Here is an 18,495-nt window from a genome sequence, read left to right as displayed (position 1 = left end):
TTCAATATGCGAAAACTGCTTCTCACCCTGCCCTTCCTGCCCTCAGCAGCCTTTGCCCAGGCCAAGGCCGGATGGGGCAATGTCGGACAAGAGGCCGAAAAAGGGTTCTCGTGGACGGACCCCCTTTGGCCCGATTTCTGGATGGCATGGACACCTGCCACGCTGGCCGTGTTTGTCGGTATCTTCTCGGCCATTGCATGCATTGGCTTGCTGGAAGGCTTCAAATTCCGCGACGGGATCGAGCGACGCGGGGTTCTGGGGCTGACGACCACGCTGGGGGATCGCCTGTTCATCACCCTTCTGGGGTCCGCATATATTTTCCTGGCGTGGCTTGGATTGATTGGGCAACCCGTCTGGACACCACTATTCCTGTCCATTGGCTGGGGCGTTTTTGTGTTCTGGAAAGTTTAGACTTTGAGAAATCGCGAAAGGATGCTTGTCTGTCAGGCATACTAACCATGACGACACCGAGACCAATGCGAAAGAAAAAGACAACAAATCTGCTGACCGAGGTCGAACTGGAGTTCATGAACGAGCTCTGGGCCCTCGGGCAAGGCTCGGTGCGTGATGTCCTGGACCGCCTGCCGTCAGAACGCAACCTGGCCTATACATCCGGGGCCACGATCCTGCGCATTCTGGACGAGAAGGGTTTTGTGGAAAGCCACAAGTCGGGAAAGACCCTGATCTATACGCCGCTTCTGGAAAAGGACAGATATCAGGCCCGTTCGCTTCAAAATCTGTCGCGCACGCTTTTCGACGACACCCCCGCCACACTGGTGGCGCGGCTGGTCGACGACGCGGGGCTGAGCGAAGCCGACCTGGAGGAAATTCGAGCACTGGTAGAGAGGAGACTGCAAAATGACAGCGGTTAGACCGGTTCTCGACGCATTCATCGAACTCAACATCGTGCTGGCCTTTTCGGCGGTGATCTGGCTGGTGACCCGCACGGCCCTAAGCCGCACCGCCCTGCGCAATGGCTATGTCGCACAGTTGCGGGCGCTCAAGACCTTGTGCATCTGTGTTCTTGCCAGTCCTTTTCTCGCGGTTTGCGTGTCGTCGCTGGCGACTTACGCTTGGCCGGGCAGTGCCGTGGCCCTTGGCGATATCGCCGTTGCAGCCTATCTGCGCGGTGACATCGCAATGCCTGCCACGCAGTTCGAAGCACTGCTGAACACCCGCGAAAGGTGGGTTGATCTGGCATTGTCCGGACAGCAGCCTGTGATCACCCTCGTTGCCGCCATACTTGCCTGTATCGCAGCCGTGTACGCTGCGCGTGCCTTGCGGGACGCAATGACGATCCGTCAGACTGTCAATTCCAGTTTTCTTTGGCGGCGGTCCGCCAAGGTGGATATTCGACTTTCCGATCGCATCACTGTGCCCTTTGCCGTGCGAGGACTTCGCCGCCGCCACGTCGTTCTACCCAGCCATCTGCTGGACACCCCGCGCGAGTTGCGTTTTGCACTTGCCCACGAGTTTCAGCATATCCGTACGGGTGACGTCGAATGGGAACTGGGGTTTGAGCTGCTGCGTCCGCTGTTGTTCTGGAACCCCGCCTATCTGATGCTCAAGTATCAGTTCGGCCGGCTGCGCGAGTTGGCCTGCGACCAGTCGGTTGTTGCGCGCAAACGGATTGATGCGCGGGAATACACGGCGTGCCTGCTGGACTATTGCGCCCGGACAATCTCAACCAACAGCCCACGCGTTCTGAATGTTGCCTTTGTGACAGGCGGCAAGGCAAAACGCGTGTTGCGGCAACGTGTAATCGCGCTGACCGATGTTCAGCCATCGGTACCTGCCCTACCGGCAGTGTTCCTTGGAATGACGCTGATCTTTGGTGCGCTTTTGGCTCTGGGGTCGGCCTCAATCCAGCAGACACGGGATTGGAGCCATGACCGCCTGATGCTGTCGACAGTGGTCAACCTGGAACGGCTGGAAGCGCGCAATCAGGGGAACTGACCTGATCGCTTACCAGCCGCGACGCCCGAACAGCGAGTGAAGCCGCCCCTGATCGGCAAAAGGCTCGGGCGTTTGCACGCGTTCCAGCCGTGCCACTACGCGCGCGACAAGAACCCATCCTATGACAGCAAAGATGACGCCCCCAAAAGCCTGACCCAGCAGAACGCCCGAGGCCCCGGCGATTTGTGAGCCAATCATGGCAAACACCCATGTGCCAATAGTGTGACGACCCCAGTTTATCCATGTGGAATAGACCGGATGGCCCAGATTGTTGAAACTGGCATTTGTCACAAAAATCACACCGTTGAAGAACGAAGCCAATGCCAGCGGGCCGCAGAACAGATAAATCAGTACGCGCGTTTCCCCCTGGGCTGCGAACAAATTCGCAATTGGCGAACGCAGTAAAAACAAAATGGCCGACATGCAAAGAACGTAGATTGCGGTGAACTTGATCCCGGCCAAAAACGCGGCACGCACGCGATCAAATTTTTCTGCCCCGAAATTCTGCCCGATGATTGGCCCTATCGCGCCGGACAGCGCAAAGATGACCGAAAACGCCACCGGCAACAGCCGCCCAATCACCGCCATGCCCGCAACCGCATCCGTTCCAAACTGTGCAATTTCCCGCACTACGATGGCATTCCCGATCGGCGTGGCGACATTCGTCAGAACGGCAGGGATTGCGATGGCCCGCACGGGCCGAAAATCCTGTGCCACCTGTTTCAGCGATGGGCGTGCAAATCCCTGATGCACCCGCAGCGCGGGCCACAATGCTGCGCCTAACATACATAGCCGCGCCAGGACCGAGGCTATCGCGGCCCCATCCAACCCCAGCCCGACGGCAAAGATCAAAATCGGGTCAAGAACTGCATTCACAACGCCGCCGTAAATCGTTGCCATCATTGATCGGCGCGCATCGCCGTGCGCGCGCAGCACAGCCATCGCCGCCATCGCAATCGACATCACCCACATGGTCGGCAGAATGATCGACACATAGCGCGTCGCCAGCCGCAAAACCTCGCCTTCTGCGCCAAGCAGCGACAACAGAAAGCTGACGTTCAGCAACACCAGAACAGAGGTAACCAACCCGACGATCAGCCCCAGAACGGCGACACTGGATGCGTATTGCCTTGCCTGTTCGGCCCGCCCGCCGCCCAACTCACGCGCGACCAGCGCCCCGGCAGAAATCGACAGACCGATATTGATTGCGTTGGTGAAAAACAGCAGCGTCCCGGCATAACCTACCGCTGCGGCCAGCGCGTCGTTGCCCAGCATCGAGATAAAGACCATATCGACAAAATCGACAGCAAATATCGCCATCAATCCAATGCTCGTGGTCAGCGACATGCGCGTCACATGTAGCATCAGGTTGCCACTTAGAAAGATTGCCTTACCTGCCGATTTTTCCACCAAGTCTTTGGTCGTCCCACCTGCGCGACCCGGACGGGCCCATGATGCCACTGCGTTCGACAAGGGAAAGCCCCGGACAACGCCTAAGTAAACTCACGCGTTTCCGGGGCTTTGTACATCGAATATTTCAGTTCAGGCTCAGCCGACCGGAATTACACAAAGCGGTTCACGTAGTTCTCAAGCACTTCCTGACGCCCCGAGCGTGGCTGAGGATTGAGGTCTTCGGCAAGTACCCGCGCTGCAATCTCGTCGAGGCCAGAGGTTAGCATCGCCTGAGCTTTAGGCGTTTTCCAGCCTGCATACCGGTCGGCCAGCGCCTGTTCCAGACCACCATCTTCAAGCATCGCAGCTGCCGCCTTCAGGCCCCGGGCGCAGATATCCATCCCGCCCACATGCGCCGCGATCAGGTCTTCGGCATCGATGGATTGCCTGCGAAGCTTGGCATCGAAATTGGTACCACCCGTGGTAAACCCGCCCGCTTTCAGGATGTGATAATAGGCCAACGCAACCTCGGGCGTGTTGTTGGGGAACTGATCCGTATCCCACCCGGACTGGTAGTCGTTCCGGTTCATGTCGATGGATCCAAGCATACCTTCGGCCGAGGCAACAGCGATCTCATGTTCAAAGCTGTGTCCTGCCAGGATTGCGTGCCCTTGTTCCAGGTTCAGCTTGACCTCATCCTCAAGGCCGTACTTGCGCAGGAAACCGATGCAGGTTGCCGCATCGAAATCATATTGATGCTTGGACGGCTCCTGCGGTTTGGGTTCTACAAGGATCGTGCCTTTGAAGCCGATCTTGTGCTTGTACTCGACCACCATGTTCAGGAACCGGCCCATATGATCCAGTTCAGCCTTCATGTCGGTATTGAGCAGCGTCTCGTAGCCCTCGCGCCCGCCCCAAAGCACATAGTTCTCGCCGCCCAGCTTGTGGGTCGCGTCCAAACAGGATTTCACCGTTGCGGCGGCAAATGCAAAGACATCAGGGTCGGGGTTGGTGCTGGCACCGCCCATCCAGCGACGATGGCTGAACATATTGGCTGTACCCCACAGCAGCTTGGTGCCGGACACTTGCATCTTTTCACCGATATAATCGGTGATCTCGTTCAACGTGCGCAGATTGTCGGCGAAGTTCCCCTGCTCAGGGCGGATATCGGCATCATGCCAGCAGAAATAGGGTTGGCCAAGGATCTCGAACATCTCAAAGGCGACGTCGGCCTTCACTTTGGCGCGGCCCATGTCGTCTTGCGGATGCCATGGGCGCTCAAAAGTCGAGCCACCAAACGGATCCCCTCCTTCCCAGGCAAACGAGTGCCACCACGCCACGGCAAAACGCAGGTGATCCTCCATACGCTTACCCATCACGATCTCGTCCGGGTTGTAGTGACGGAATGCGAGCGGGTTCTTACTGTTCTCGCCCTCGAACTGGACCTGCTCGATCCCCTGAAAGAAACCGCTCGTCATCTCGTTTACCTCATTCCGTCTTTTCGCCGGGCTTCTTGCCCAAAATGATCATCGACAACAGATCGTCATCCGTGACATCGGCGATGTCGACAGTGCCAACCAGTTGCCCGTTTTTCATGACCGAAGCCCGGTCGCACAACTCCATCACTGCATGCACGTCGTGGTCGATCAGGAAAATCCCGATCCCCTGCGCCTTGAGCTGCTGGATCAGGTCCGCCACCATCTGTGTTTCGTGTGGGCCAAGCGCGGCTGTGGGCTCGTCCATGATCAGGATACGCGCGTTGAAGTACACCGCACGCGCGATGGCCACCGACTGCCGCTGACCGCCGGACAGCGCCGAGACCGGGTCATTGAACTTCTGAAAGTTCGGGTTCAACTGTGCCATGATCTTGCGGCATTCGGCCTCCATCGCGGCATCGTTGACCAACCCGAAGGGCGTGACCATCTCCCGCCCCAGGAAAAGGTTCGAACTTGCATCCAGATTGTCCGCCAAGGCCAGCGTCTGATAGATCGTCTCGATATTGTTTGCACGCGCATCGCGGGGGTTGTTGATCTCAACCCTCTTGCCGTCGATCAGGATCTCTCCGTGGTCCTTCTGATAGGCACCCGAAAGCACCTTGATCAGCGTAGATTTACCGGCCCCGTTGTGGCCCAGAAGGCCCACAACCTCGCCCGGGTACAAGTCGACCGAGACACGGTCCACCGCCTTGATGCCGCCGAACGAAATCGAGATATCGCGCATTTCGACAAGCGGAGGCTGGCCGGACCCACGGCCCGAAGTTTGGTTCTGTGTTTCTTGTGCTTGCATCATTTCGCTCCCAGACGTTTGCGATAGACGATGTCGATATAGACGGCCAAAACCAGAACGGTGCCCACGACGATGTTCTGAAAGGGTGCGTCCACGCCAACCATGGCCATGCCCGATTGCAGCGCCTGCATGATCAGCGCGCCTAGGATCGCGCCGTAGATCGTACCAATACCGCCGGACAAGGCGGTGCCGCCGATCACGGCCGCAGCAATCACGCGAAGCTCATCCAATGTGCCGATATCGTTCGAGTGGTTGGCCAGACGGGCCGAGGCCACGACCGCCGACAGCGCACACAGGAACCCCATCAGCGCAAAGATCTTGACGGTCATCATGCGGGTATTGATGCCCGACAGTTCCGCCGCATCCGGGTTGCCCCCCGTGGCAAAGATATAGCGGCCAAATCGGGTTTTGCGGGCCACAACAGTCAAGGTTACTGCAACAAGGATCAGGATCAGAACCGAGATCGGGATACCGTAACCCACAACAAGCCCTTCAGGCATGGTCTCGCCCCGCGCTTCGAACATACGTTCCAGCCTGCGTGTGGGGATCGAGTAACTGTTGACGATCAAGACATAGCCCATAATGGCGATGCCAATGATCCCCGCCAAAGTTGTTTCGGCCCAAACCGGTTTCACAGGGAACCCATGGGCAGCCTTGGAGCGGCGTCCGCTCCACAACGCCCAGACCGCAATAGCGGTGGCGGCAAGGCCGAACAGAAGGCTGACCGTTGTTCCCAACGTCCCGTTGGTTCCGCCAAATATCAGGAACGTGCTGTCCAGCGGGCCGATTGTCTGGCCGTCTGTCATGTACCAGGCGACGTTGCGCCAGACCAGAAAACCGCCAAGCGTCACGATAAAGGCCGGTATCGTCAGATAGCCTACCATCCAACCGTGGAATGCGCCGATCAAGGTTCCGACTGCGAGACCGACAACAAGGGTGATTGCCCAAGTCGCCGGGTGATTTAAACCTAACCCCAGCACGTTCGGCAAAAGCTCGGTTTGTGTCATCGCCATGACGGCGGATGTGGTCGCCAGCAGCGCGCCGACCGAAAGATCAATGTGGCGCATCACGATAATGAACACCATGCCGCAGGCCATTATCGCGACCGAGACGGTCTGGATCGACAGGTTGAACAGGTTTCTGGGCGTCAGAAAACGGCCATCCGTTACGATGTTGAAGCCGATGCACAGGATGATGAAGGCGCCGATCATGCCCAATAGCCGCATGTCCAGTTCCAGTTGCTGGAACAGGTTGGCCTTTGCTTTTTGGGGTACCGGCTGAGACGAAGTTTCGGTCATATCCGATCTTTCATGTTCAGCTATGGTCTCTGGCCCGGCCTTGCGGGCCAGAGACGTTATGGTTTGGAGACTTGACTTAGTTGCAGGGTGCAGGGCCGTTTTCGACGCCCTGGCACAGGTCTTCCAGCGGAATCCAGCCAGCATCGACCACAACGGAAAGGTTGTCTTTTGTGATCGGCACAGGCGCCAGGAAGACAGACGTCATCTCAGTCCCACCGGGCGAAGTCCAACTGACCGCGCCTTCGACGTCCGCCGCAGCCGTTCCACCGCTCAGCGCGACCGCGATTTCACCTGCGGCCTTGCCCAGCTCACGTGCGTCTTTCCAGACCGAAACGGTTTGCGTGCCTTTGGCCACCCGGTTCAGCGCCGCATGGTCGCCATCCTGACCCGACACCGGAATGCCGTCCATACCTTGTGCGGTCAGTGCAGCAACTACACCGCCTGCGGTTCCGTCATTTGACGCGACCACAGCATCAACTTTGTTTTCGTTGGCGGTCAGGATCTGTTCCATGTTGCGCTGCGCGTTCGCAGGCAGCCAGCCGTCGGTATAGGCTTCGCCAACGATCACAATGTCACCACTGTCAACAGCGCCCTGAATGATCTCCTGTTGACCACCGCGCAGGAAATCCGCGTTCGGGTCGGTGGGCGAGCCCTTGATCATCACATAGTTGCCTTTGGGCATGGCGTCGAACACCGCACGCGCCTGCATACGACCGACTTCGACATTGTCGAAAGTCAGGTAGAAGGCCCGATCATCTTCGATCAGACGGTCATATGCGATGACTGGGATACCTTCGTCGGCCGCTGCCTGAACAGCTGGACCGATGGCCTGGGAATCCTGCGCCAGAATGATCAGCGCATCAACGCCCTGGGCGATCAGGCTTTCAATATCCGACAATTGTTTGGCCGACGACGATTGCGCATCTGCCGAAATATACTCGGCACCGCCTGCCTCAAGCGCGGCTTTGATTGCCGCTTCGTCGGTTTTCCAGCGCTCTTCCTGGAAGTTCGACCAGCTGACACCGACCGTGGTTTCTGCAAACGCAACCGTCCCCATCAGGACGGCCACAGCAGAAGCGCTGAGAATTCGTTTCATGATTTCCTCCCGGTTTATCGAGCCATCGCTTCATGATTCGTGGCTCTCACAATTCTGAGTATCATATTTATTTCAGTCAGTAAAATATTTATGCTACCGGAAAGAAGAAAAACCGCTTACGCTTGGGAAATCATCAGATTCGCGAGGGCAGGATGCTGAAAAGCAAGGTTTCTTCAAACGCTACGGATCAACGAAACATCACCCGTTTGCGCGTGCTGGAACAAATCCGGTCGACCGGGGCGATATCGCGGATCGACATTGCAAGCGCGCTTGAGACCAGCCCGGCGACAGTGACAGCGGCAACGTCAGACCTGCTTTCAGCTGGTTTGATTCAGGAAATCGAAAGCGAAACACCGTCAAAATCCGCGCGCCGCGGCAGACCACGTGTGTTGCTGAAACTGCATGGCGGAAGTCACCTGATTGCCGGTGTGAAAGTGGCCCGGCACCAGATTTCAGTCATCCTGGTCGATTTTGAAGGCACTGAGATCACCTCTTACACTCATCCGCTGGAAGAGGCCCGGATGGCCCCGGAGTCTTTTGCAAAAAAGATATACGCGGCGCTGGAACAGGCCTGCACCTCTGCAAGCAGGTCCCTGACAGAGGTTTCCGGCGTCTGCATCGGAATTGCCGGACTGGTCGACGCAGAGCGGAATTTTGTACATTGGTCATCTTCGCTGACAGTGCGCAATGTGGATCTGAGCCCGCTTCTGTCCCAAGTGCTCCCCTGCCCTGCGTTTATCGAGAATGACGCCAATCTGGTTGCAAAGGCCGAACAGCTTTTCGGGCTTGGCAAAGGGCTGAAGAACTTTCTGGTTGTCACGATAGAACACGGCATTGGTCTGGGCATTGTGTTGGATGGCAAGCTATATCGCGGCGAGCGCGGTTGCGGCGCGGAATTCGGGCATGTCAAAGTTCAACTGGATGGCGCGTTATGTCAGTGCGGGCAACGCGGATGCCTTGAAGCTTATGTTGGGGAATATGCCCTGATCCGCGAGGCAACCATTGCCAGCCAGGCTACTGACCCGCACACTCTTGCTGATATTCACGCCGCCGCCCAATCCGGTGATGCCCGGTCCATTTCAGTTCTGTCCCGCGCTGGACAGATGTTTGGAATGGGGCTTTCCAACCTGATCAATCTGTTCGATCCGGAATGTATCATCCTGTCCGGCACCCGAGGGAGCTTTGAATACCTGCATTCTGAGGCAGTGATGACCCGTATCAAAAACGGTGTCGTCAGCGTTGACGCGCCACTGCCTGAAATCAACGTAAACCATTGGGGGGATTCAATGTGGGCAAAAGGGGCAGCAGCCTATGGGATCGAACAAGTCTCGATCCTGAAAGTCAGGGAACTGGCGGAAAATGCGAGTTGAACTGACGATCCTGCTAGCGACAGCGTCTGCCGCCATGGCTGACATCAGCCTGCCGCAGTTTCACAGTATCGACGTCCCCAGCCATGTTTACGACGGAGGATGGGAGCACTTCGTCGGCGGAGGCGTCGCCGTTTTCGATTGCAACGGCGATGATCGGCCCGAGCTGTTTGCCGCAGGGGGAACCAATCCGGCGCAATTGTTTGTCAACACATCAGGACCCAATGTCAGTTTTCGGCCAGAAACGCCAAGCGCGCTATCCCTGACCGGCGTGACCGGCGCCTACCCAGTGGATATCGACGGGGACGGATTTGTGGACTTGGCGGTTTTACGCGTTGGCGAAGACGTTTTGTTGCGTGGCAAGGCGAATTGCGCATTCGAACCGTTCACCTCGTTGAATTTCCAGTCTCAGGATCACTGGACCACCGGTTTTTCCGCCACTTGGGAAAGCGGTCAATCCCTGCCGACACTGGCTTTTGGAACATATGTCGACCGAACCAATCCCGATGGCCCGTTTGAAGCCTGCGGGCCGACGCTTTTGTATCGCCCCGAAGGGACGGCCTATGGCCCGCCTCTCCACCTGGTGCCGGGCCATTGTTCCTTGTCCATTCTGTTTTCCGACTGGGCGCGCACCGGGCGCGCGGACCTGCGTGTCAGTAACGACCGCCATTACTATGTGCGCGGCGGGCAAGAGCAGCTTTGGGCTATGGAAGACACGCCACGCCTTTACGCGCCGGAAGATGGGTGGCTGCCCTATTCGATCTGGGGCATGGGGATTGCATCAAGGGATGTATCAGGGGACGGCTTTCCTGATGTTTACCTGACCTCGATGGGGGACCAGAAGTTTCAGATCTTTGATCCCACGGCCGAGGGACCGACATGGCGCGACGCGACTTATGACCGGGGGACAACGGCGCACAGGCCGCATGTTGGTGGCGATGGTCGCCCCTCAACCGGCTGGCATGCGCAGTTCGGCGACGTCAATAACGACGGGCGCGACGACATATTTGTCGCCAAGGGCAATGTCGAACAGATGCCCGATGCGGCGCAAACCGACCCCAACAACCTGTTGCTGCAATCCGCAAATGGCCAGTTTTTCGAAGCTGCCTCAGCGGCGGGTGTCGCCTCCATGGGCAAGTCCCGCGGTGGGGCCTTGGCCGACCTGAATGGGGATGGATCACTTGATCTGGTGGTGGTCAATCGCGGGTCAGAGCTTGAGATATTTCAGAACGAACAACAGCTTGGAAACTGGGTTCAGGTTGATCTTGGCCAGGATCGTCCCAACCGCGCAGCTGTCGGCAGCTTCATCGAAGTCAAAACCTCCGACAGAGTCCAAACGCGGGAAGTGACCATTGGCGGTGGTCACGCAAGTGGCATCTCTGGGCTTCACCACTTTGGTCTGGGCAACGCGGACGAACTGGAGCTGCGGGTTATCTGGCCAGACGGCACGGTTGGTGATTGGCAGACCTTCAGAAGCAACCAAGTGCTTCGCATCGACCGCTGATCATTGATCAACAGGCAAACCGCTGGGCACGCGCGCAGGCACACCCAGCCGGACTGCCGGGTCTTCCAATGTGCTGAGAAAACTCAGAATGGCGTTCACCTCGTCATCACTCAAGCTGATTGGGGCCAGTTCATTCGACGCTGCAATCGCCTCGGTCAGCGTGGGGTCGAGCAAGGCTTTTTGATCTTCCGCGCCCGGAAACTCTGGCAACGCTGCTTTTTCGACCGAATAGCTGCGCAAAGCTGCGACCGGATCCAGATGATGACGGACAACATCTTCAAGCCGCGCGTAGGCTCCGTTGTGACCATAGGGTGCCGTAAGGGTCACATTGCGCAAGGATGGCGTGCGAAATGTGAAGGCGTCATCCGCATTGCCCGTCACACGCAATCGCCCGTCATCGCGAACATGGTTCTCGAACCGGGCGGCTTTTCCCGGCCCGATTTGCGGCATGGCGATAGAATGAAATCCATGATCCGTCTGGAACCAGCCGGAATGGCAGGTGCTGCACCCGGCTTTGCCGTAAAAAAGGTCGAGCCCCATCTGTGCCTGCTCGGGCAGCGCTTCTTTCCCCTGCATCGCGCGATCAAACAGGCTGTTGTCAGCGCGCCATTCAAAGGCGATGAAATCGGCAATGATATTGGCGATTGCGGTAAAAGTAATCTCTTCTCCGGGCGCGAGCTGGTCAAAGCGCGCCCTGTATTCCGGGATTGCGGCAACACGCGCCGCGATAAGGTCCCATGCGCCGTCCTTTTGGGTCAGCAACCCAAGACGTACGGCTTTGCTCACTTCGTTTTCCGAATAGTGGCCGGCCATTTCGTCAGCCGACAAGACCGGGAACATCGCTTGCGCGGCCAGTGCAGATTGGAAGCCCGGCCTCATATCTGTGCCCAAGGGCGTTCGGAACCCGTCAGGCTGTGACGGGTCTGCCTCAAGACGCCCGTCATGAAAGAAGGTGGTGAATTCCAGCGCCCCAAGATTCCACAGCCCCGGTGCATTTCGGGGAATGCGCTGCTCGGGCATGTTTTCCTGATCAAGCCTGCGCGCTGCCCCCAGCCCCACACCGCCTTCGCCGATACCCAGAGACAGCGCGTCTGACGTTCCCAGTTTCGGATGATGACAAGTGGCGCAGCTGATGTTTTTGTTCCCCGACAGGATCGGGTCGTAAAACAGCAACTGTCCCAGTTCGACCTTGGCAAGGTCCCGTTCTACAAATTGAGGAAGCGGCCCGAGGTCCTGCGCCTGCGCCGCCGACAGTGTCACGCAAAAGGCCAGAGCATACACCGATATCGCAACTTTCATGCCTGATCCTCTGCGATTTCCAACGTCAGAACTTGTTTATACGGATTGTCCGGAGAATAGATGACGGACGGAAACAAGGGGTGGTTCACAGCGTCCGTGTAACCGGAAGGCTCAATGCAAAGCCCTGCGCATGGCGTGAAAGGATCGGACAGGTGCGCGGCGGAATAGACCTGCGCGCCGGGCTGATCAGAGTAGGTATTCATGCGCAAACCTGACGGTGTTTCGACTGTGGCAACCGGTCGATCGAAATTGCCCGCCTCTTCAAACACGAAGTAGTGGTCAATGCCACGCCCCTCATCACCGATAACGCGCGGGGATGAGAAATCCAGCGCTTGGTTTTCGATCTCATCCACGACGCCTGTCGGAGTGGAGCTGTCGTCCAGTTCCAGTACCCGCTTGGAATTCAGGGTCAATCGGCTGTCAAGAATACTGCTATGACATCCCAGAGAATAGTAATTGTGCTGCGCAATGCTGATCGGCGTAGGACGGTCCGGCCATGCGGTGATCGTGTAAGTCAGCCGTGGAAAAGCCAGCTCGACATGAATCTCGAACCTGATTTCTCCGGGAAAACCGTCAGCGCCGTCAGGTGACGTCAAGGACAGAACCGCACGGTTCAACTTGGTCTTCCTGATAATCCAGTGGCTGCGTGACAGCCCGACCACACCGCCATGCAGCGTGTTTTCCCCCTCATTCGCCGTCAGGCGATAAGCGGCATCCTGCATATTAAACTTTGCGCCACCGATCCGATTGGCGACGCGACCCACGATTGCACCCAGAAAATACGGGTCCGTCAGATATTCCTGCGGGTTTGGATAGCCCAGGATCAATGGCGTTTCACCGATCCACCACCCTTGTGTGATCGCCCCATAGCTCAGCAGGGAAACCGACATCGCACCATCTTCCAGAACAACCTGTTCGATGGGTAGGGAAGTGACGCCCTTCATCATGGCGCAGACAAGGGGGATAGTGCCGCATAAAACTGGCGGTATCTTTGATATTCAGCCTCATATGCATCGAATAACCCCGCGCGCGGCTGAACAATTTCAGAGATTTCTGGCGATGTCATGAGTTCCACCGGGTCTGCGCCGTTTACTGCACAGGCAGCAAGGCGCGCCGCGCCGATGGCGGCTCCGAATTCACTGCCTTTGGGCAAGGCAAGCGGGACACTCAGAACAGTTGCCAGCGTCTCGACCCAGAACCGGGATCGTACGCCCCCGCCGACGACCATCAGGCTTTCAGGCTTGGTTCCGGTGCTCCTGAGGGCCTCAAGGCAATCGCGCAGCGCGAATGAGACACCTTCCATCACGGACTGTGCAAGGTCCGCTGGACCCGACGCAATATCCAACCCAAGAAACGCCCCCCGGATGGCGCTGTCATTATGAGGGGTACGTTCCCCCGACAGGTATGGCAGGAACTTGGTCTTCGACGGCCCGGTGACGGTATCCGGCAAAGCCGATGCGAGTGCACCAACGGATTGGCCGAGGTTCCGGGACAGCCAGTTCAGGCTGTTGGTCGCCGACAGGATGACGCCCATTTGGATCCAGCGCTCCGGCACCGCGTGGCAGAAGCAGTGAACCGCCGTTTCCGGTGCGGGCGCGTAACTGTCCTTGGCAACCAGCAGCACACCCGACGTTCCCAGCGATAGAAAACCGCTGCCTTCGGCGATGCTTCCAATACCACAGGCCGCCGCCGCGTTGTCGCCAGCCCCGCCGGCAACAACAACGGGTCCGGTCAGACCCCAGTGCTGCAAAATCTCCGCCCTCAGCTCGCCCCCGGCAGCGCTGCCTTCGACCATTTCGGGCATCTGATCCCGACGCATATGGCTGAGCTCAAGCGCTTTTTCTGACCATTCCCGACGTCCGACGTCTAACCACGCTGTACCCGCGCTGTCAGACATGTCGCTGATGTATTCTCCGGTCAACCAGAAGCGCAAATAATCTTTGGGGAGCAACACTTTGGCAGTCTTTTCAAAAACGTCAGGTTCATGCCTGCGCACCCATTCCAGTTTAGGCGCAGTGAAGCCGGGAAAAACGATGTTTCCGGTGATTGATCGCATCGCGGAAAGCGCATCCAGTTCGGCAGCTTCACGGGCAGACCTGGTGTCGTTCCAAAGGATACAGGGCCTCAAGACGCTACCATTTCGGTCCAGAAGCGTCGCGCCATGCATATGCCCGCTAAGACCAATGCCACGCACTGCCGAAACCGCAGCGTTGTTTTGCCCGCGCAACTGGGCAACGACCTTTTGACACGCTTCAACCCAATCCGCAGGTTCTTGCTCTGACCAGCCCGGATGCGGTGTCGATGTATTCACGCTTGCTTCGGCCTCGGCAACGACGTCGCCGTCTTCACTGACCACAATTCCCCGAAGACCTGACGTCCCCAAATCAAGACCGAGATACACCTGTTCCTCCCACTTGTAAGCCGCAATACGTAGGCAACAGAAACCCAGTTTTGCAAAGGTATCAGGCTTCACTGGCACAGTTTGCGCTAACATAACAAGGTGAAACAACACAAGGCACATAAAAATTGATGCCGTGCTGGACAGCACCGAATGACCGGGACCCAGACAGCGACCAATGCGAAGGCACCCGGTGAGAGGTGACCTGAACTAAGCCGCAGGAGAGATTTTTTGCGATTGTCTGGCAACATGTTTCCGTAAAAACTTCGGAACGTTCTCATCTTACTGATTTCGGGCAGGCAGAGCGTCTGACACCATGATCAGTCGCAAGAAGGAAATCGGCGAATGAAATCACATGCCAAAGTTGTTGTCGTTGGCGGCGGATGTGTGGGCTCGTCCATTCTGTATGGGCTGACACAGCACGGCTGTAGCGATGCGGTGATGCTGGAACGAACCACGTTGACCTCAGGCTCGACCTGGCACGCCGCAGGTCTGCTGGTCACCTTCGTGCGGTCCCGAAACGTGTCGAAGATGACGATGGAAACCATCCGCATCTATTCCGAAGTCGAACAGAAGATGGGTGCGTCGGTAGGCTTGCGCAAAGTGGGTCAGCTGCGCGTTGCCAACACCCAGGAACGTTGGGATGAATTCCAGTCATATATCTCGATTGCCGAGGCCGCCGGTGTGCCCTGCAAACTGTTGACGCCGGCGGAAATTGCCGATGTTCACCCCCTTTTGAGCCAGTCCGAGCATATTCGCGGCGGTATCCTGCATACCGAGGACGGCTATGTGAACCCGGCCGACATCACCATGGCAATGGCAAAACTGGCGCGGGATGCAGGCGCCACAATCTGTCAGAACACCGAAGCACAGGCGTATGAAAGGCTGGAAAGCGGTCATTGGAAAGTGACCACCAATCAGGGTGAGATCACGTGCGAGCATCTGGTTTTTGCCACCGGCAACTATGCCCGTGAAAATGCCCGGCGCGTTGGGCTGGACCTGCCCTGCATTCCTATCGTTCACCAGTACTGGACCACGGAAACCGTTCCACTGCTCAAGGAACGTCGCGCGCAGGGTTTGCCCGAGTTCCCGATCCTGCGGGATGAGGATTACGGCGCATATCTGCGCGAAGATGTCGGTGGCATTCAGTTCGGGCCCTATGAATTCACCAAGGACCTGAAACTGTTTGCCGAAGACCGCGTGCCACCTGACTTTGGCGCAGACCTCTTGCCCGAGGATTTCGATGCCGTGGAAACCCAATGGGAACGGGCGATCGAACGGGTGCCAGTGCTTGGCGAGGTGGGCATCAAGGCGAACACGCGCGGCCCCTTCCAAATGACGCCGGACGAATTGCCACTTGCCGGGCCAGCGCCGGGGCACAAAAACCTGTGGTTGGCCGAAGGGATGCCCGGTGGCATTCTGTGGGGCGGCACCGTGGGCGAACGGCTGGCCCGCTGGATCGTCGACGGTGATCCGGGCATGGACATGTCGGAACTGGACCCGCGCCGTTTCTCTGACTACGCCTCCAAACGCTGGACCATGGATAAGGTTCGCGAAACCTGGGGCACACATATGAACGCGCATATCCCCGGCGAAGATTTCCCGGGCGCGCGCCCAATGAAAACCGTGGGGTCTTACGATCTGCTGACGGCGCATGGCGCAGTCTGGACCAGCTTCAACGGCTATGAATTCCCGCGCTGGTTCGCCAAATCGCCGCAAGAGGCGATCCCCGAACATTCTTTCCGCCGCACCAACCACATGGAACGCGTTCAGGAGGAAGTGCACACCACCCGCGAAGAGGCCGGGTTCATCGAGATGTCGCCGATGACCAAGTTTACTATACGCGGTCCCGGCGCTGCGCGGTGGCTGGATGGTCTGATGGCAAACAAATTGCCCAAAGTGGGCCGGATGAACCTGTCGCTCTTGTTGAATCCAAAAGGTGGCATGGATGCGGAATACACAGTTGTCCGCTATGCCGAGAATGATTTCTATCTGGTCTCGACCCCGAATTGGCGCGCCTATAACTGGGATCAGCTGCAACGTCTGTTACCACAAGATCAATCGGTTATCCTTGAAGACGTTTCGGAACAGTTGGGTGTGATCGCTCTGGCCGGTCCCAAGGCGCGCGAGATTTTGCAACCGCTGACCGACAACGATTTGTCGAATGCTGCTTTTCCCTGGCTCTCTGCGCAAAAGGGTGAAGCGGGCTATGCCAAAGACGTAAACCTGCTTCGGGTATCTTACACAGGCGAGCTGGGTTGGGAACTGCACCATCCTGTCGGGTATAACCGACACCTTGTCGACCTGCTTTTGAAAGCCGGTGTAAAACCCTTCGGGCTTGAGGCGTTGGAGTCCATGCGCCTTGAAAAGTCCTATCGCGCCATCAACCGCGAGATTTGCAAGGACATGACACCGTATGAGGCCAGCCTTGATCGGTTTGTCGTCACCGAGGGGCGAGAGTTCATCGGAAAAGCGGCGCTGGAGAAGCAGAGAAGCGAGGGCAATCACAAACGGTTGGTCACGTTGAAGCTTCCCTTTGGCGAAACATCGGTGATGTTCGATGAGGGTGTTTATGCAAACGGTGAACTGATCGGGCGCGTTACGTCGGGTGGGTTCTCTTATTATTGCAACCACGACATAGCGATGGCACTTGTACCAAACGATATGACCGCGCCGGGTACAAGGATGCAGGTGTTGGTCCATTACGAAATGCGCGATGCCGAGGTGATCGATACTTGCGCCGTTGATCCCACCAACGCGCGTGCGCGTGCCTAACCCCTGAAGTAAAAAGACTGGATTTGAAATGATGACCGAACAATCGACCAAAACGCTTACTCTTGCCGAGGTTCGGGCGCTGGCGAAATCCGTACTTGTTTCTGCCGGAGTTAATGCACAGGGCAGCGATATTTTGGCCGACATTGTTACCCGGTCCGAGCGGGACGGACCGCGCAGCCACGGATTGCGTATGCTACCGGTCTATGTCCAAAGCTTCACCTCGGGCTATGCAAACGGCAATGCGAAACCCAAGGTAGAAAAGGCTGCCCCGGGCGTTTTGCGCGGTGATGCCGATAACGGATATTATCAGGTCGCCGCAGCAGAAGCCCGCGACACGTTGATCGAAATGGCGCAGGAATACGGCATTGCCGCGTTCACCTGCGCAAATTGCCACCATCTGGGCGCGTTGCGGTTTGACACCGAACCGCTGGCCGAGGCTGGTCTGGTAGCTTTCGCCGTGATCAACTCATTGTCCATGGTGGTGCCGCAAGGCGGGGTGCGCCCGGTTTTTGGCACCAACCCGATGTCTTTTGCCTGCCCGCGCGAGGACGGTGCGCCGATAGTCTGGGATCAGGCGTCTTCAATGGTTGCTTTGATGGATATCCGCATGGCCGCAGCCGAGGGGCACGACCTGCCCCGCCCCGCCGGGCTGGATCCTGACGGCCAACCCAGTACGGACCCGAACGCCATCCTGGAAACCCGTAGCCTGTTACCTTTTGGCGAGCACAAGGGCGCCGCAATCGCTTTCATGGTTGAGGTGTTGGGTGCCGCCCTGGCTGGTGGAACCCTTTCCGTGGACAATCAAGAACGCGAGACGTTCGGAGCCCTTAACATCAAAGGCGGTGCGACACTGATTGCGATTGATCCGACGAGGTTCGGCAACGCGGCCTTCAATCAATATATCACGCGCATTTGCGCAGAAATTGTCGGCAATGGGGAAGCCCGTGTTCCGGGTGACGGGCGTCTGGCCAAACGGGCGGCAGCCGAAGCTGACGGTGTTGTGGTCAGCACCGAGGTTCTGGCCGCGTTAAACGCGTCCTGAAATACCCGCGCTTAGCTTCCTGGCTAGAGAGCCTTCCTGCGACATGGGCGGCTTCAGGCGCCAATCCAGATTTGCCCAGGCG

The 18,495-nt window shown here is 57.7% G+C and carries 15 protein-coding genes; 7 read left to right on the top strand and 8 right to left on the bottom strand.

The annotated features are described in order from the left end of the window. Positions 1 to 6: 6 nt before the first annotated feature. The 3 genes from ACR3E2_RS02440 (at position 7) to ACR3E2_RS02430 (ending at position 1,956) form a co-directional block, all read left to right on the top strand. Entirely contained in the window at positions 7 to 411 is a 405-nt protein-coding gene (locus ACR3E2_RS02440) for a DUF2160 domain-containing protein (protein ID WP_209504336.1), read from the top strand. Between the two features lie 65 nt (positions 412 to 476). After that, positions 477 to 872 (top strand): BlaI/MecI/CopY family transcriptional regulator, encoded by a 396-nt coding sequence (locus tag ACR3E2_RS02435; RefSeq protein ID WP_209504337.1) that lies wholly within the window; start codon positions 477 to 479, stop codon positions 870 to 872. Then, positions 859 to 1,956, top strand: coding sequence for a M56 family metallopeptidase (locus ACR3E2_RS02430; protein ID WP_480481607.1), 1,098 nt, complete (start codon positions 859 to 861; stop codon positions 1,954 to 1,956). Before ACR3E2_RS02435 ends, ACR3E2_RS02430 begins: the two co-directional genes overlap by 14 nt. A 9-nt stretch (positions 1,957 to 1,965) precedes the next feature. Here ACR3E2_RS02430 and ACR3E2_RS02425 read toward each other — a convergent pair whose 3' ends face one another. From ACR3E2_RS02425 to xylF, 5 genes are all read right to left on the bottom strand, one after another. Beyond that, positions 1,966 to 3,321 (bottom strand): MATE family efflux transporter, encoded by a 1,356-nt coding sequence (locus ACR3E2_RS02425; protein ID WP_480481692.1) that lies wholly within the window; start codon positions 3,319 to 3,321, stop codon positions 1,966 to 1,968. Between the two features lie 197 nt (positions 3,322 to 3,518). Continuing rightward, positions 3,519 to 4,826, bottom strand: a complete 1,308-nt coding sequence (gene xylA / locus ACR3E2_RS02420; RefSeq protein ID WP_480481609.1) for a xylose isomerase — start codon at positions 4,824 to 4,826, stop codon at positions 3,519 to 3,521. A gap of 10 nt (positions 4,827 to 4,836) precedes the next feature. Continuing rightward, complete coding sequence (locus ACR3E2_RS02415) at positions 4,837 to 5,634, bottom strand: ATP-binding cassette domain-containing protein (RefSeq protein WP_480481611.1); 798 nt, start codon at positions 5,632 to 5,634, stop codon at positions 4,837 to 4,839. Next, positions 5,634 to 6,932, bottom strand: a complete 1,299-nt coding sequence (locus ACR3E2_RS02410; protein ID WP_267364641.1) for a sugar ABC transporter permease — start codon at positions 6,930 to 6,932, stop codon at positions 5,634 to 5,636. Before ACR3E2_RS02410 ends, ACR3E2_RS02415 begins: the two co-directional genes overlap by 1 nt. 76 nt (positions 6,933 to 7,008) lie before the next feature. After that, positions 7,009 to 8,028: a D-xylose ABC transporter substrate-binding protein gene (gene xylF / locus ACR3E2_RS02405; RefSeq protein ID WP_267364640.1), complete on the bottom strand. Its 1,020-nt coding sequence runs from the start codon at positions 8,026 to 8,028 to the stop codon at positions 7,009 to 7,011. A 152-nt stretch (positions 8,029 to 8,180) separates the two neighbouring features. Here xylF and ACR3E2_RS02400 point away from each other — a divergent pair, with 152 nt between their 5' ends. Beyond that, positions 8,181 to 9,398 carry an ROK family transcriptional regulator gene (locus ACR3E2_RS02400; protein WP_480481613.1) on the top strand — a complete coding sequence of 406 codons (1,218 nt, stop codon included), beginning with the start codon at positions 8,181 to 8,183 and terminating at the stop codon, positions 9,396 to 9,398. Continuing rightward, the gene (locus tag ACR3E2_RS02395; RefSeq protein WP_480481615.1) at positions 9,388 to 10,899 is read left to right on the top strand and encodes a CRTAC1 family protein; all 1,512 of its coding nucleotides are present in this window, start codon (positions 9,388 to 9,390) and stop codon (positions 10,897 to 10,899) included. The genes ACR3E2_RS02400 and ACR3E2_RS02395 overlap by 11 nt, the downstream gene beginning before the upstream one ends. Here the strand turns inward: ACR3E2_RS02395 and ACR3E2_RS02390 are convergent, their stop codons facing one another. The 3 genes from ACR3E2_RS02390 to xylB are packed head-to-tail and all read right to left on the bottom strand — an operon-like array spanning position 10,900 to position 14,599. After that, a complete protein-coding gene (locus ACR3E2_RS02390; RefSeq protein ID WP_480481617.1) occupies positions 10,900 to 12,198 on the bottom strand; it encodes a cytochrome-c peroxidase in 1,299 nt (432 codons plus the stop codon). Beyond that, complete coding sequence (locus tag ACR3E2_RS02385) at positions 12,195 to 13,145, bottom strand: aldose epimerase family protein (protein WP_480481619.1); 951 nt, start codon at positions 13,143 to 13,145, stop codon at positions 12,195 to 12,197. Before ACR3E2_RS02385 ends, ACR3E2_RS02390 begins: the two co-directional genes overlap by 4 nt. Continuing rightward, positions 13,142 to 14,599 (bottom strand): xylulokinase, encoded by a 1,458-nt coding sequence (xylB, locus tag ACR3E2_RS02380; protein WP_480481621.1) that lies wholly within the window; start codon positions 14,597 to 14,599, stop codon positions 13,142 to 13,144. Before xylB ends, ACR3E2_RS02385 begins: the two co-directional genes overlap by 4 nt. Before the next feature lie 342 nt (positions 14,600 to 14,941). On the opposite strand from xylB, the gene ACR3E2_RS02375 reads away from it, so the two are divergent. Both ACR3E2_RS02375 and ACR3E2_RS02370 read left to right on the top strand, forming a co-directional pair. Continuing rightward, positions 14,942 to 17,371 carry a GcvT family protein gene (locus tag ACR3E2_RS02375; protein ID WP_480481623.1) on the top strand — a complete coding sequence of 810 codons (2,430 nt, stop codon included), beginning with the start codon at positions 14,942 to 14,944 and terminating at the stop codon, positions 17,369 to 17,371. 31 nt (positions 17,372 to 17,402) lie between these two features. Further along, positions 17,403 to 18,413: an Ldh family oxidoreductase gene (locus ACR3E2_RS02370; protein WP_480492679.1), complete on the top strand. Its 1,011-nt coding sequence runs from the start codon at positions 17,403 to 17,405 to the stop codon at positions 18,411 to 18,413. Positions 18,414 to 18,495: the final 82 nt, after the last annotated feature.

Source organism: Ruegeria sp. AL7 (genome assembly GCF_056536105.1).
This window is presented reverse-complemented; position numbering and strand designations above follow the sequence as displayed.

What these genes read in the sequence shown, in the direction of transcription:
- ACR3E2_RS02410 (WP_267364641.1), bottom strand. Translation starts at nt 6,932, where the DNA reads ATGACCGAAACTTCGTCTCAGCCGGTACCCCAAAAAGCAAAGGCCAAC.
- ACR3E2_RS02385 (WP_480481619.1), bottom strand. Translation starts at nt 13,145, where the DNA reads ATGATGAAGGGCGTCACTTCCCTACCCATCGAACAGGTTGTTCTGGAA.
- ACR3E2_RS02400 (WP_480481613.1), top strand. Translation starts at nt 8,181, where the DNA reads ATGCTGAAAAGCAAGGTTTCTTCAAACGCTACGGATCAACGAAACATC.
- ACR3E2_RS02375 (WP_480481623.1), top strand. Translation starts at nt 14,942, where the DNA reads ATGAAATCACATGCCAAAGTTGTTGTCGTTGGCGGCGGATGTGTGGGC.
- ACR3E2_RS02390 (WP_480481617.1), bottom strand. Translation starts at nt 12,198, where the DNA reads ATGAAAGTTGCGATATCGGTGTATGCTCTGGCCTTTTGCGTGACACTG.
- ACR3E2_RS02415 (WP_480481611.1), bottom strand. Translation starts at nt 5,634, where the DNA reads ATGCAAGCACAAGAAACACAGAACCAAACTTCGGGCCGTGGGTCCGGC.
- ACR3E2_RS02425 (WP_480481692.1), bottom strand. Translation starts at nt 3,321, where the DNA reads ATGCTACATGTGACGCGCATGTCGCTGACCACGAGCATTGGATTGATG.
- ACR3E2_RS02370 (WP_480492679.1), top strand. Translation starts at nt 17,403, where the DNA reads ATGACCGAACAATCGACCAAAACGCTTACTCTTGCCGAGGTTCGGGCG.
- xylA (WP_480481609.1), bottom strand. Translation starts at nt 4,826, where the DNA reads ATGACGAGCGGTTTCTTTCAGGGGATCGAGCAGGTCCAGTTCGAGGGC.
- ACR3E2_RS02440 (WP_209504336.1), top strand. Translation starts at nt 7, where the DNA reads ATGCGAAAACTGCTTCTCACCCTGCCCTTCCTGCCCTCAGCAGCCTTT.
- ACR3E2_RS02430 (WP_480481607.1), top strand. Translation starts at nt 859, where the DNA reads ATGACAGCGGTTAGACCGGTTCTCGACGCATTCATCGAACTCAACATC.
- ACR3E2_RS02435 (WP_209504337.1), top strand. Translation starts at nt 477, where the DNA reads ATGCGAAAGAAAAAGACAACAAATCTGCTGACCGAGGTCGAACTGGAG.
- ACR3E2_RS02395 (WP_480481615.1), top strand. Translation starts at nt 9,388, where the DNA reads ATGCGAGTTGAACTGACGATCCTGCTAGCGACAGCGTCTGCCGCCATG.
- xylF (WP_267364640.1), bottom strand. Translation starts at nt 8,028, where the DNA reads ATGAAACGAATTCTCAGCGCTTCTGCTGTGGCCGTCCTGATGGGGACG.